Annotated in this window: 14 protein-coding genes; 11 read left to right on the top strand and 3 right to left on the bottom strand. The window is 73.3% G+C overall.

Annotated features, from left to right (window positions below; translation table 11 throughout):
- Positions 1–569 precede the first annotated feature (569 nt).
- Positions 570–695: a hypothetical protein gene (locus JJV70_RS22980; RefSeq protein WP_257574264.1), complete on the bottom strand. Its 126-nt coding sequence runs from the start codon at positions 693–695 to the stop codon at positions 570–572.
- Between the two features lie 195 nt (positions 696–890).
- Here JJV70_RS22980 and JJV70_RS20120 point away from each other — a divergent pair, with 195 nt between their 5' ends.
- From JJV70_RS20120 to JJV70_RS20105, 4 genes are all read left to right on the top strand, one after another.
- Positions 891–1517: a PH domain-containing protein gene (locus tag JJV70_RS20120; RefSeq protein ID WP_219049432.1), complete on the top strand. Its 627-nt coding sequence runs from the start codon at positions 891–893 to the stop codon at positions 1515–1517.
- 176 nt (positions 1518–1693) lie between these two features.
- Positions 1694–2653, top strand: coding sequence for a deoxyribose-phosphate aldolase (gene deoC / locus JJV70_RS20115; RefSeq protein ID WP_219049442.1), 960 nt, complete (start codon positions 1694–1696; stop codon positions 2651–2653).
- A gap of 5 nt (positions 2654–2658) precedes the next feature.
- Positions 2659–4122, top strand: coding sequence for an aldehyde dehydrogenase family protein (locus tag JJV70_RS20110; protein WP_219049431.1), 1464 nt, complete (start codon positions 2659–2661; stop codon positions 4120–4122).
- Positions 4115–5020: an aldehyde dehydrogenase gene (locus JJV70_RS20105; RefSeq protein ID WP_219049430.1), complete on the top strand. Its 906-nt coding sequence runs from the start codon at positions 4115–4117 to the stop codon at positions 5018–5020. The genes JJV70_RS20110 and JJV70_RS20105 overlap by 8 nt, the downstream gene beginning before the upstream one ends.
- 121 nt (positions 5021–5141) lie before the next feature.
- Here JJV70_RS20105 and JJV70_RS20100 read toward each other — a convergent pair whose 3' ends face one another.
- Entirely contained in the window at positions 5142–5528 is a 387-nt protein-coding gene (locus JJV70_RS20100) for a hypothetical protein (protein WP_219049429.1), read from the bottom strand.
- A gap of 129 nt (positions 5529–5657) precedes the next feature.
- On the opposite strand from JJV70_RS20100, the gene JJV70_RS20095 reads away from it, so the two are divergent.
- The 3 genes from JJV70_RS20095 to JJV70_RS20085 all read left to right on the top strand — a co-directional run bounded on the left by JJV70_RS20095 (position 5658) and on the right by JJV70_RS20085 (position 7688).
- Positions 5658–6263 (top strand): ATP-binding protein, encoded by a 606-nt coding sequence (locus tag JJV70_RS20095; RefSeq protein ID WP_308294920.1) that lies wholly within the window; start codon positions 5658–5660, stop codon positions 6261–6263.
- Positions 6264–6572: 309 nt separating this feature from the next.
- Positions 6573–7067 (top strand): DUF3325 family protein, encoded by a 495-nt coding sequence (locus JJV70_RS20090; protein ID WP_219049427.1) that lies wholly within the window; start codon positions 6573–6575, stop codon positions 7065–7067.
- A 204-nt stretch (positions 7068–7271) separates the two neighbouring features.
- Positions 7272–7688, top strand: coding sequence for a PGPGW domain-containing protein (locus tag JJV70_RS20085; RefSeq protein ID WP_308294919.1), 417 nt, complete (start codon positions 7272–7274; stop codon positions 7686–7688).
- Positions 7689–7972: 284 nt separating this feature from the next.
- On the opposite strand, the gene JJV70_RS20080 is transcribed toward JJV70_RS20085, so the two are convergent.
- Positions 7973–8833 carry a SigE family RNA polymerase sigma factor gene (locus JJV70_RS20080; RefSeq protein WP_219049426.1) on the bottom strand — a complete coding sequence of 287 codons (861 nt, stop codon included), beginning with the start codon at positions 8831–8833 and terminating at the stop codon, positions 7973–7975.
- Positions 8834–9024: 191 nt separating this feature from the next.
- Here JJV70_RS20080 and JJV70_RS20075 point away from each other — a divergent pair, with 191 nt between their 5' ends.
- Genes JJV70_RS20075 through JJV70_RS20065 form a run of 4 tightly spaced genes read left to right on the top strand, consistent with a single transcriptional unit; the run spans position 9025 to position 12758 of the window.
- A complete protein-coding gene (locus tag JJV70_RS20075; protein ID WP_219049425.1) occupies positions 9025–9702 on the top strand; it encodes a response regulator transcription factor in 678 nt (225 codons plus the stop codon).
- Positions 9600–11276, top strand: coding sequence for an ATP-binding protein (locus JJV70_RS20070; protein ID WP_374227319.1), 1677 nt, complete (start codon positions 9600–9602; stop codon positions 11274–11276). Before JJV70_RS20075 ends, JJV70_RS20070 begins: the two co-directional genes overlap by 103 nt.
- A gap of 5 nt (positions 11277–11281) precedes the next feature.
- The gene (locus tag JJV70_RS23425) at positions 11282–12085 is read left to right on the top strand and encodes a hypothetical protein (protein WP_308294918.1); all 804 of its coding nucleotides are present in this window, start codon (positions 11282–11284) and stop codon (positions 12083–12085) included.
- Between the two features lie 58 nt (positions 12086–12143).
- Positions 12144–12758, top strand: coding sequence for a VanZ family protein (locus tag JJV70_RS20065; protein ID WP_308294917.1), 615 nt, complete (start codon positions 12144–12146; stop codon positions 12756–12758).
- Positions 12759–12807 lie beyond the last annotated feature (49 nt).

The raw sequence follows: 12807 nt of genomic DNA, 5'->3' as shown, positions 1-12807 counted from the left end.
CGAGGAGCTTCGCCACGTCACGGGCACCCCGTCACCCGAACCGGTCACGATGAGATCCGCTCATTGGTGCGACCATCGCTGTGGTGCGAATTATGTGGCCTGTGGGCTGTGAAGTCGCAGCATGTGTTACCGCATTGCGCTGCTTGCGCTGAAAAGTGAGATCCCGAAGGATCTTCAGCAGAGATACGAACGCTGCTGGGCAGGTTGTCCCAGTCCGGCTGGCCAGCCTCGTCACTTGCCGCAGTGACTGGTGTTGCTGCTCCCAGAATAAGCGCAGAGGAAGTAATCAGGACAGCCATAGATATTCGGCAACGTATGAGATCCTCCTCTGTGTGGTGGTCAGCCACATCTCCACTGGACGCGCATGATTGTACAACACGTACTCCTGCTTGACCTCGATTCGTCAGCGGTGGTCTCTGCTCGTTGAGGTGATCGGTTCACCCCGTTTTGTTCCCGGGGGTGTCGGGCGGGGACTTCGCGTGACGCTGCGGCTGCGCCGGGCTTTCACGGGGTCCGGTGTGCTGCGGGTGGTCCTCCTTCCTGGTCTTCGCCGGAGCTGGGGCTGGTGGTCAGGTGTCCGCCGGAAGGCCCAGGCCCGCATCGACTCTGGCCAGCAAACGGAACTCGCCCAGGCCCTCGTACACGAGCTCGACCTCTTCGTCGGCGACGATTGACTGAGGGGGCCATGTCCTCACGCACCACGTGTTCCACGACGTGGTGGCCCTGCGCGGCCGGTACGAGATGGCGACGGTACGCACGGCGCGGGCGAGAAGCACCTGGACCGCAGCAGCCGAGGGCTCGGCGACGATGGCAGCGGAGGGAGTGGGAGAGACGCGGATGTTGCCGGACTGAGAGGCCCGGGATGCGGGCGGTCAGGCAGAATCGTGCGCATGACGAGTGAGCAGGAGCCGCAGTACGCCGACCGCCGCTACCGGCCCTGGGGCGCCGTGGCCAGCGGAGTGATTCTGCTGGCCATCACGCTCTGGCTCGGCGGCGAGGCCGTGCTGAGCGGCGAGGGCCGTACCCCGTTGACGGCCGCTGCCGCGCTGCTGTGTGCGGTCCCCCTGATCGTCGCCTTCACCCTCCGCCCCGCCGTCTACGCCGGTGCCGAGCGCCTGCTGGTACGCAACCCGTTCCGCACGATCACCGTGCCGTGGGGCGCGGTGGACGCGGTGCGGGCCCGGTATTCCACCGAGCTGCTGGCCGACGGCCAGAAGTACCAGCTCTGGGCGCTCCCGGTCTCACTGCGCGCCCGGCGCAGCGCCCAGCGTCACAACGCCCGGCTGGCCGCTGGCGAGACCCCGGGCAAGCGCGGTCTGGGCCTGCTCGGCGGGCCGGTGCAGCCCCAGTCGGGCGTGCGCCAGTCCCCCAGCGACGAGGCGGTCAGCACGCTGCAGAAGATGGCCGAGGAGAACGCCGCGAAGACCGGCCCCGTCTCCGTGCGCTGGGCCTACGAGATCATCGCCCCCGCCGCCCTTGGCGCCCTCGCTGCCCTGATGCTCGTCATCACCGGCTGACCCGTCACGGCCGGGGCACCTTCTTCCCCGGTGGACGGCGGCGTATTCGGCCGCCAGTACGGGCCGGACTCCCCGGCCAGGACGGACAGCGCCGCAGGACCGGCGGCGGCGCAGGGCGCGGACGGGCACAGGGGGTGGCGTTCCGCTACGCGCGTAGATATGCTCAGCTGGTGACCATGCCCTCATCGCCACCCCAGTCCGCGAGCGCGCTGGCTGACGTGACCGCGTCGGACGCCGCGCTCCGCCGTTTCCTGCACGGGCTCCCCGGCGTCGATTCCGTCGGCCTGGAAGCACGGGCAGCAGCTCTCGGCACCCGTTCCATCAAGACGACGGCCAAGGCGTACGCGATCGACCTGGCCATCTCGATGATCGACCTGACGACCCTGGAAGGCGCCGACACACCCGGCAAGGTGCGCGCGCTGTCGGCCAAGGGCGTCACCCCGGACCCGACCGACCGCGCCACGCCGCACGTCGCCGCGATCTGCGTGTACCCCGACATGGTGGGTCACGCGAAGGCGGCGCTGGGCGACAGCGGCGTGCGCGTCGCCTCCGTCGCCACCGCGTTCCCCGCCGGGCGCGCCGCGCTGCCGGTGAAGCTGGCGGACACCAAGGACGCCGTCGCCGCCGGTGCCGACGAGATCGACATGGTGATCGACCGGGGCGCGTTCCTGGCCGGCCGCTATCTGGAGGTCTACGAGCAGATCCGCGCCGTCAAGGACGCGTGCGGCGCGGCCCGGCTGAAGGTGATCTTCGAGACGGGCGAGCTGTCCACGTACGACAACATCCGCCGCGTGTCCTGGCTGGCCATGCTCGCCGGGGCGGACTTCGTCAAGACCTCCACCGGCAAGGTCGCCGTCAACGCCACCCGGCCGAACACGCTGCTGCTGATGGAGGCGGTGCGCGACTTCCGCCGCGAGAGTGGCCGCCAGGTGGGCGTGAAGCCGGCGGGCGGCATCCGCACCAGCAAGGACGCGATCACGTACCTGGTGATGGTCAACGAGACGCTGGGTGAGGACTGGCTGTCGGACCACTGGTTCCGCTTCGGCGCGTCCAGCCTGCTCAACGACCTGCTCATGCAGCGCCAGAAGCTGCGCACCGGGCGCTACTCCGGTCCCGACTACGTAACGGTGGACTGAGGCACATGGCTCACGACAACCCACGCGACACGCCGCACGGCGCCTTCGAGTACGCCCCGGCGCCCGAGTCCCGCGCCGTCGTCGAGATCGCGCCGTCCTACGGCCTGTTCATCGACGGCGCCTTCCGCGAGGCCACCGGCGGCAAGGTGTTCAAGACGATCTCCCCGGCGACGGAGGAGGTGCTCTCGGAGGTCGCGCAGGCGAGCGCGGAGGATGTGGACGCCGCCGTGCAGGCCGCTGCCCGCGCCTTCCCGGCCTGGTCCGCGCTGCCGGGGGCCGAGCGCGGCAAGTACCTGTTCCGCATCGCCCGCATCCTCCAGGAGCGTTCGCGCGAGCTGGCGGTGCTGGAGACGCTGGACAACGGCAAGCCGATCCGCGAGACCCGCGACGCCGACCTCCCCCTCGTCGCCGCGCACTTCTTCTACTACGCCGGGTGGGCCGACAAGCTCGCGCACGCGGGTTTCGGCCCGGCGCCGAGGCCGCTGGGCGTGGCCGGGCAGGTCATCCCGTGGAACTTCCCGCTGCTGATGCTGGCGTGGAAGATCGCCCCGGCCCTGGCCACCGGCAACACGGTGGTGCTCAAGCCCGCCGAGACGACGCCGCTGTCCGCGCTGTTCTTCGCCGACGTCTGCCGCCAGGCGGGGCTTCCCCGTGGCGTCGTGAACATCGTCACCGGTGACGGCGCCACCGGGGCGGCGCTGGTCGCCCACGAGGACGTGGCCAAGGTGGCGTTCACCGGCTCCACCGGCGTGGGCAAGGAGATCGCCCGCACCGTGGCCGGGACCCGCAAGAAGCTCACGCTCGAACTCGGCGGCAAGGGCGCGAACATCGTCTTCGACGACGCGCCGATCGACCAGGCCGTCGAGGGCATCGTGAACGGCATCTTCTTCAACCAGGGCCAGGTGTGCTGCGCGGGCTCGCGGCTGCTGGTGCAGGAGTCGGTGCAAGGGGAACTGCTGGACGCGCTCAAGCGGCGCCTGGCCACCCTGCGCGTCGGCGACCCGCTGGACAAGAACACCGACGTCGGCGCGGTCAACTCCGCCGAGCAGCTCGCCCGCATCACCGCGCTCGCCGACACCGGTGAGGCCGAGGGCGCCGAGCGCTGGTCCGCTCCGTGCGAGCTGCCCGGCTCCGGTTTCTGGTTCGCGCCGACGCTGTTCACCGGCGTCACCCAGGCGCACACCATCGCGCGCGACGAGATCTTCGGCCCCGTGCTGTCGGTGCTGACGTTCCGCACCCCGGACGAGGCGGTGGCCAAGGCCAACAACACCCCGTACGGCCTGTCGGCGGGCATCTGGACGGAGAAGGGGTCGCGCATCCTGGCGATGGCGAACCAGCTCCGCGCGGGCGTGGTGTGGGCGAACACGTTCAACAAGTTCGACCCGACCTCGCCGTTCGGCGGCTACAAGGAGTCGGGCTTCGGCCGCGAGGGCGGCCGTCACGGTCTGGAGGCGTACCTCGATGTCTGAGCGCTCTGAGCGACCCGCACGGCTGGCTGTCCTCAAGACGTACAAGCTGTTCATCGGGGGCAAGTTCCCCCGTTCCGAGAGCGGACGGGTGTACGAGGTGACCGACCCCAAGGGCAACTGGCTCGCCAACGCGCCGCTGGCCTCCCGCAAGGACGCCCGGGACGCGGTTCTCGCCGCGCGCAAGGCGTTCGGCGGCTGGTCGGGCGCGACGGCCTACAACCGCGGCCAGGTGCTGTACCGGGTGGCGGAGATGCTGGAGGGCCGCCGCGAGCAGTTCACCGCCGAGGTGGCGGCGGGCTCGGGGCTGTCGAAGGCGAAGGCGGCGGCCGAGGTGGACGCCGCGATCGACCGCTGGGTGTGGTACGCGGGCTGGTCCGACAAGATCGCCCAGGTCGCGGGCGGCGCGAACCCGGTGGCCGGGCCGTACTTCAACCTCTCCACGCCGGAGCCGACGGGCGTCGTCGCCGTGCTCGCGCCGCGCGCCAGCGCCTTCCTGGGCCTGGTGTCGGTGCTCGCGCCCGCGATCGTCACGGGCAACACGGTCGTCGTCGTGCCCAGTGAGACGGCGCCGCTGCCCGCGCTGTCGCTGGCGGAGGTGCTGGCCACCTCGGACGTGCCCGGCGGTGTCGTCAGTGTGCTGTCGGGGCGTCCGGCCGAGCTGGGCGCGCCGCTGGCCGCGCACCAGGACGTCAACGCCATCGACCTGACCGGCGCCGACGCCGGGCTGGCCCGGGAGCTGGAGATCGCGGCGGCGGACAACCTCAAGCGCGTCATCCGCCCGCGCACCGGCGAGTCCTTCACCGCCGACCCGGGCACCGAGCGCATGCTGGCCCTGCTGGAGACGAAGACCGTCTGGCACCCCACCGGCTCGCTGGGCGCCTCCGGCTCCGCGTACTGACGCCGCCGGGCGCGTCCTGACACCGCCCGGCGCCCCGGGGTGCCGCGTGCCGACGCGCGCCGCGGGCACCCCCGCCGACCCGCCCCGCTCCCCCGCCGTCCGGGGAGCGGGGCGCCGCGCGTCAGGGGCCGAGCAGCGAGATGACCGGGGTGACGAGGCTGTCCACGGAGGCGCCGCCCTCGCTCAGGGGCTCGGTCAGCGGGGCGGTGCTGACGGTCTGGAAGTCGGCGACCTGGGTGCCCACGGAGTTGTCCAGCGGGTCGGTGCCGGTGCCGCCGAGCGGGTTCAGGCGCAGGTCGGTGAGCGGGGCGACGGTGTGACCGAGCGCCGTGCCCACGCCATCGGTGGCGGCGCTCAGCGACTCGGGGCTGAGCGCGTCGGGGCTGAGCACGTCCGCCTGCGCGGACCCGGTGGCGCCGAGGGCGGCGGCAGCGGCGGCGGAGAGGGTGAGGCCCGCGCGCACGAGCTGGGGGGTGCGGGGGCGGGCGTGTCGGGCGTGCGAGGCCATGAGCCACCTGTCCGGGTTCGACGATGAGTAAGGGGGCAGGCCCGGAGCGTAGTGGAGGAGGGACGTCCCGTTCACCTCCAGGCCCCCGAGGTGTCACCCGGATGGGTGAATGCGGGACCATGGCTCCTCGTGACCGACACCGCCCGCGTGATCCTGCTGACCGGCCCCTCCGGGTCGGGGAAGTCCTCGCTCGCCGCCCGCACGGGCCTGCCGGTCCTGCGGCTGGATGACTTCTACAAGGAGGGCGGCGACCCCTCGCTGCCCCAGCTGCCCGGTGGCGGCACCGACTGGGACGCCCCGGCCTCCTGGGACGCCGACGCCGCCACCGCCGCCGTCCACAGCCTGTGCACGCGGGGGCGCGCGGCGGTGCCGGTGTACGACATCGGCGCCAGCGCCCGCACCGGCACCGCCGACGTGCGGCTGGAGGGGGGCCGCCTGTTTCTCGCCGAGGGCATCTTCGCCGCCGAGATCGCCACCCGCTGCCGTGAACTGGGCCTGCTGGCCGACGTCCTGTGCCTGCGCGGCCGTCCCGCGACGACGTTCCGCCGCCGCCTGCTGCGCGACGTCCGTGAGAGCCGCAAGCCGCTGCCGGTGCTGCTGGCGCGCGGGTGGCGCCTGATGCGTGCGGAACCCGGCATCGTCGCCCAGCACGTGGCCCTGGGCGCCCACCCCTGCCGCGCCCCGGAAGCCCTCACCCGCATCACAGCCGCCCACCACACCCCGGCCGTGGCGTGACCGGGTAAGACTTCCACCGCGCCCACCTTTTGCGCAGTGGAGGCATGCTGGCCCCGCCACGTGCCCGCGTTCACCGTGCTGCCGTAGCTCGCGCGGCGGGAGGGGACGGCCAGCGGGCGGGCGGCGTGACATCGGCCACACCAGGTCAGGCAACCGGGCCGGGAGGGTGAACGTCCGTACGGGTGCGGTGGGGCGCCAGGGGTCTCGGCCGTGAGAAAACTGTCGTGCGAGGGATTACCGGCCATCCCGGCGTCCCCTTTACGGTGGGCCGGTACGTGCGCAAGGTGAGCGAAGGGCGGGACGGGGAACGTGGGACACCTCAAGCGGGTCGTGCTGATAACGATCGGTAGCGTGCTGCTGGCGACCGGCCTGGCGCTGCTCGTCCTGCCGGGTCCCGGACTGCTGCTCGTACTGGCCGGAATGGTGCTGCTCGCCAAGGCCGTTCCCTCGCTGCACCGGCACGTGGAGCCGATACGGGCCCGCGCGATGAAGGCCGCCGAGGACAGCGTGTCCTCGTGGTGGCGCGTCGCCGGGTCGGTGCTCATGGGCCTGTCGCTGATCAGCGCGGGCGTCGTCGCGGGCGTCTTCCCCGAACTGCCGTTCGCCGGGTGGCCCACCGGGTGCAGCCTGATGGTCTCCGGCCTGATCCTGTTCGCCCTGCTGGTGTGGAGTCACCGCCGGATGCGGGCGGCGACCGTCGTGGACACCACCCCGGTGGACACCGCCCCGGTGGGCACCGTGGACACCCCCGGCACCGCGAACGCCACAGCCACAGCCACCGCGCCCGCCGGACCCGCCACCTAACCCCGCAGCCATCCACGGCGCGCCCCTGCGCACGGCCCTCTTCCCAGGTTCCCCGCCCAGCGGCTCCGCTGCTCTGCTGCTCTGCGACTCCGGCAACGCAACGGAACCAGCGAGGGGCCGTGCGCCGTCGCGGGCTCGGGGCGGCACCCGCATACCGTGGCGCGGGTGGACGCACCGGAGAACGGGACAGACGGGACACGCAACGTGGGACATGTCAAGCGCGTGGGGCTGGTCGCGATGGGGTCCGTGGTGCTGCTGACGGGCGTCGCCCTGCTGGTGCTACCCGGTCCTGGCCTGCTGCTCGTGTTCGTCGGCGTGGTGCTGCTGGGGCGCGCCGTGCCGTCCGTCGCCCGGTTCGAGGAGCCGGTGCGGCTGCGGGCGATGCGGGCGGCCGAGGACAGCGTCTCCTCGCCGTGGCGGATCGCCGGGTCCGTGCTGGTAGGGCTCGGGCTCGTCGGTGCGGGCGTGGTGCTGGGCCTTCAGCTGCTGCCGTGGCTGCCGTTCAACGGCTGGAGCGCCGGATCGAGTCTGATCGTCTCCGCCGTGGTGCTGTTCGCGCTGCTGGCGTGGAGTCACCGTCGCGTCCGCCGGGCACGGCAGCGGGCGGACGCACGGGACTGAGCGGGACTGAGCGGGGCTGAGGGGACCAGCCAGGCTGGCCAGAGCCGAGCGGCTGACGGGTTCCCGCGCACGCCGGGTGAGCCGCGCGCCGGTCCGCCGGTCCGCGACTGCGACCGCGACAGGCCCGGGACGCGCCACGGCGGGTGCGGCCAGACCCCCCGGCCAGCCGCACCCGCCGTGTTCCCCCGTCTCCCCGTTCCAGGGGTCCCGTCCGCGCGGAAACCCCCGGTCTCCCCGTTGCCCCGGCGTGCTCCCCCGCACGCGCCCTCGGCGAGCGGACGCCGTCAGGCGACCAGTTCGCCGAAGCATTCCTCCTGGTCCCGGCCCTGGGCCAGCACCTGGTCATCCCGCAGCCGGCGCAGCGAGCGCCAGATGCCGGACTTCACCGTGCCGACGCTGATGTTCAGGACGTCGGCGATCTCCGGGTCGGTGCGGCCCTCGTAGTAGCGCAGGACAAGCATGGTGCGCTGCAACTCGGGCAGCCGGGCCAGCGCCTGCCACAGCACCGTGCGCAACTCCGTGCCGCGCATCGCGTCCAGGTCCCCGGTGGACGGGGTCTCCGGCAGCTCCTCGGTCGGGTACTCGTTGAGCTTGCGCCGCCGCCAGGCGCTGATGTGCAGGTTGGTCATCGTGCGGCGCAGGTAGCCGCCGAGGGCGGCCTTGTCGCTGATCCGGTCCCAGGCCCGGTAGGTGGCCAGCAGCGCGCCCTGGAGCAGGTCCTCGGCCTCGTACCGGTCCCCGGTGAGGTGGTAGGCAGTGGCCAGCAGCGACGCCCGGCGTTCGCGGACGTAGGCGGTGAACTCCGCCTCGCGGACGGGGGCGGACTCCGAGCCGGGCGCCGGGACGGGGCCGGCCACCTCGGCGGACGCCGCCCGCGCGCCGCCCCCGGCCGGGACGACCGCGAGGTGTGCGCTCTGACGCTGCCGACCGGTGCCGCGGGCGCACCCCCGCCCGCCCACGGCACCGGAGTTCTCGACGGTTCGCCGGGCGCCGGGAACCGAAGCGGGGTGGCGGCGCGTGTGAACCACCGTGCCACCGTGCCCGGCGGACGCTGGTGCGGACGCCGGTGCGGACGACAGAGACGCCGGGGCGGACGGGGTGATCGTCCCGTGGTGCCCGCGCAGGTCCCGCAGTGCTGTCGTCATCTCGCGCCTCCCTCGTTCAGCCAGCCGGTGGGCTTGCCGTGTGAAGAACACACTGCCGGACCAGTTTCATGAGGGAGTCCCCCGAACGTCACAGCGCTGTCACAACGCTCCCGCGCCCCTGGCGCCCCGAGGTCGCCACAAGGTCGCCCAGCGGTCGAACGCGAGGGGCGGGATGGGCCAGAATGACGTCCGTGGCTTTCCTGTTGCTGATCGAGGACGACGACGCGGTGCGCACCGCCCTGGAGATGGGCCTGACCCGGCAGGGCCACCGGGTGGTGACCGCCGCCTCCGGTGAGGACGGCCTCACCCTGCTGCGCGAGCAGCGGCCTGACCTGATCGTGCTGGACGTGATGCTGCCCGGCATCGACGGCTTCGAGGTCTGTCGCCGCATCCGGCACACCGACCAGCTGCCGATCATCCTGCTCACGGCGCGCAGCGACGACATCGACGTCGTCGTGGGCCTGGAGTCCGGCGCGGACGACTACGTCGTCAAGCCCGTGCAGGGCCGGGTGCTGGACGCCCGCATCCGCGCGGTGATGCGGCGCGGCGAGCGCGAGGCCAGCGACTCGGCCACCTTCGGCAGCATCACCATCGACCGCGCCGCGATGACCGTCACCAAGGGCGGCGCGGACCTCCAGCTCACGCCGACCGAACTGCGGCTGCTGCTGGAGCTGAGCCGCCGTCCCGGTCAGGCGCTGTCCCGGCAGCAGTTGCTGCGGCTGGTGTGGGAGCACGACTACCTGGGCGACTCCCGCCTGGTGGACGCCTGCGTCCAGCGGCTGCGCGCCAAGGTGGAGGACGTACCGTCCTCGCCCACCCTGATCCGTACCGTGCGCGGCGTGGGATACCGGCTGGACGCACCGCAGTGAGCCCGCGCCCGGGCCGCCGGGTGCGCGGCTGGCTCGCCGGGATGCTGCCCAGCCTGCGGCTGCGGCTGGTGGTGGTGTTCGCGGTCGCCGCGCTGTCGGCCGCGGTCGTCGTCAGTGGCATCTCCTACTGGCTGAACCGGGAGGCGGTGTTGACGCGGGCGCAGGACGCGGCGCTGGACGACTTCCGCAAGATGCTCGGCGACCACGCCGGGACCCTGCCACCGGGTCCGCGCTGCGACCAGCTGCGCGACGCCGCCAACGCGATGGCCGACACCACGCAGAACTACGCGGTGCTGCTCATCGACCAGGACGGCGGAGGCGGGCGCTGCCAGGTCACCTCCGACGACGCCTTCACCCTCGCCGACGTGCCCGGCACCCTGCGCGAGGCGGTGCGCGAGGAACGCGCGGTGGACGAGGCCAACTCCGCGCCCCACCACCTGTACTGGCAGCGCGTCACCCAGGGTGACACGCCTTACCTGGTCGCGGGCGCGACGGTGATCGGGGACGGCCCTACGGGCTACCTGCTGAAGTCGCTGGAACCGGAGCAGGACGACCTCAACTCGCTGGCCTGGTCGCTGGCCATCGCCTCCGCGCTCGCGCTGGTCGGCTCGGTGCTGCTGGCGCAGGCGGCGGCGTCCACGGTGCTGCGTCCGGTGCAGCGGCTGGGTGACGCGGCCCGGCGGCTGGGTGAGGGCAAGCTGGACACCCGGCTGACGGTGTCCGGCAACGACGAACTCGCCGACCTCTCGCGCACGTTCAACTCCGCTGCGGCGTCGCTGGAGCGGCGGGTGGCGGAGCTGAGCGCGCGCGAGCAGTCCAGCCGCCGGTTCGTCGCCGACATGTCGCACGAGCTGCGCACGCCGCTCACCGCGATCTCGGCGGTGACGGAGGTGCTGGAGGAGGAGAGCGAGAACCTGGACCCGATGATCGCCCCCGCCGTCCAGCTCGTCGTCAGCGAGACCCGGCGCCTGGGCGACCTGGTGGAGAACCTGATGGAGGTGACCCGCTTCGACGCGGGCACGGCCCGGCTGGTGCTGGACGACGTGGACGTGGCCGAGCTGGTCATGGCCTGCATGGACGCCCGCGCCTGGCTGGACGCCGTGGAACTGGACGCCCCACTGGGCATCCGCGCCCGGCTGGACCCGAGGCGGCTGGACGTCATCCTGGCCAACCTCATCGGCAACGCGCTCAAGCACGGCGGTTCCCCGGTCCGCGTCGCGGTACGCACCGAGCAGACCGGCGGGGCCGGTGAGGTGCTCGTCGTGGAGGTGGCCGACCGGGGTCCGGGCATCCCCGGCGAGGTGCTGCCGCACGTCTTCGACCGGTTCTACAAGGCCAGCGCGTCCCGGCCCCGGTCGGAGGGGAGCGGGCTGGGGCTGTCCATCGCGCAGGAGAACGCGCATATCCACGGCGGGCGGATCACCGCGCGCAACGCGCCCGGCGGCGGCGCCGTCTTCACCATACGGCTGCCCCGGGACGCGAGCGGGCTCGATCAGGAGACAGCGGAGCCGCAGGACGCGTGCGAGGCCGGGGACACCCCCACGGCGCGCTGGGACGGCGAGGACGGCAGGTGAGAGCGGTGAACGCGCAGCCAGACGAGCAGCAGCGGACGGGCCGGGGCGCGCGGACGGGGCGCGCCGTGTGGACGGGCCAGGACGCGTGGACGGGCCGGGGCGCACGGACAGTGCGAGCCGCGCGGGCGGTGCGGCTGGGTGCGGGGGCGCTGGCGCTGGTGGCGGCCGTCGCCGGCTGCGGCATCCGGGCCACCCCGGTGCCGGTGGACGCGGGTCCGGCGCCGTCCCGGGTCGCGTGCGGGGTGCGCGAGACCGGCGCCTCGCCCCGGCCCGGCACGCGCGAGGTGCGCGTCTCGCTGGTGTGCAGCGGGCGCGTCGTCGATGTGCGGCGCGCGGTCGAGCTGCCGTCGGGTGACAGCCAGGCCGACCGGCTCACCCTGGCCCGCACGCTGCTCGACCAGCTGCGCCAGCCCCCGGTCGAGCGGGAGCGCGCGGCCGGGTTCACCACCGCCGTGCCCGACGACCTGCGGGTGACCGGACCGGCGGACCCGGACGACCCGGAGGCGCTGCGGCTGAGCCGTCCGCCCGCCGCGCTGCCGTCCTCCGCGCTGGCCCAGCTGGTGTGCACCTACGCGGACACCTCGCTCGCCGACCGCGCGGGCGGCGTCCTGCTAGGCGGCCCCGCGCCGGACCCGGACGCCACCCCCAGCCCGGACGGGGCCGAAGCGGATGACGCCGAAGCGGGCGACACGAGCGCGGGCGACGCGGGTGCGGACGGCACCCAGGTGCGGCGGTACGAGTGCGACGTCGCCCTGCGCACCAGCGCGGACGGGGACGGATCGGCCGAGCGGGCGACGCTCACGCCGTGAAACCCCCGGACGGCGCAACGCCGGGAACCGGCGTGGTCCGGGTGAACGTCGTTGCTGCGTGGCCCCTGTGCAACCTTGGCATACCGAAGGCAGCACCGAAGGCGGCGCCGCGCTCCGCGTCCGAAGCGCGAGCCGCGTCCTGCTCGTCGGCTACCTGGTAGTGGCGGGGGCGCTGACGCTGCGTCCCCGCACGGTGCCGTGGGTGGAGCCCGCCAACGTGACGGTGTTCGCGACGCTGCGGACCCCGTGGGCGTCCGGTCCGCGCGAGGCGCTGACCGCGCTGGGCGGTGACCTGCTGCTGCTCGCCCCGCTCGGCGTGCTGCTGCCACTGGCCTCGGGCGCGCTCAGGCCATGGCTGGCGTCGTTCCTGCGCACGGTGACCGCCGTGGCGGCGCTGGCGTGCCTGCTGGAGGTGACGCGCACCTCGGTGCCGGGGCAGACCGGCAACGTGGACGCGGTGCTGCTGAACACCGTCGGCGCGGGCGTTGCCCAGCTGGCGCTCTACCCGGTGCTGCGCGGCGGCCTGCGGCGGCTCGCGGCGCGTGAACCGGCGGCGCGGGCCACGGTGACCGTGCGCCGCCGGGAGGAGAGCGGTCGGCCGCCGTTCCGCCGCGCGGAGGACACCCCTGGGGGACGGACCCCGAGAGCGGCCAGGGTCGGCATCGCCCCGTAGACCGACGCACCGGGCGGGCGGCGGCCGTACGTTGGACATATGGCGCACA

The sequence above is a fragment of the Streptomyces sp. JJ66 genome (assembly GCF_019303495.1).
In the GTDB taxonomy this organism is placed as follows: domain Bacteria; phylum Actinomycetota; class Actinomycetes; order Streptomycetales; family Streptomycetaceae; genus Streptomyces.
This window is presented reverse-complemented; position numbering and strand designations above follow the sequence as displayed.

Excerpts from the sequence above, each read along its gene's own strand:
- JJV70_RS20105 (WP_219049430.1), top strand. The coding sequence starts at position 4,115 with ATGTCTGAGCGCTCTGAGCGACCCGCACGGCTGGCTGTCCTCAAGACG.
- deoC (WP_219049442.1), top strand. The coding sequence starts at position 1,694 with ATGCCCTCATCGCCACCCCAGTCCGCGAGCGCGCTGGCTGACGTGACC.
- JJV70_RS20110 (WP_219049431.1), top strand. The coding sequence starts at position 2,659 with ATGGCTCACGACAACCCACGCGACACGCCGCACGGCGCCTTCGAGTAC.
- JJV70_RS20100 (WP_219049429.1), bottom strand. The coding sequence starts at position 5,528 with ATGGCCTCGCACGCCCGACACGCCCGCCCCCGCACCCCCCAGCTCGTG.
- JJV70_RS20120 (WP_219049432.1), top strand. The coding sequence starts at position 891 with ATGACGAGTGAGCAGGAGCCGCAGTACGCCGACCGCCGCTACCGGCCC.
- JJV70_RS20080 (WP_219049426.1), bottom strand. The coding sequence starts at position 8,833 with ATGACGACAGCACTGCGGGACCTGCGCGGGCACCACGGGACGATCACC.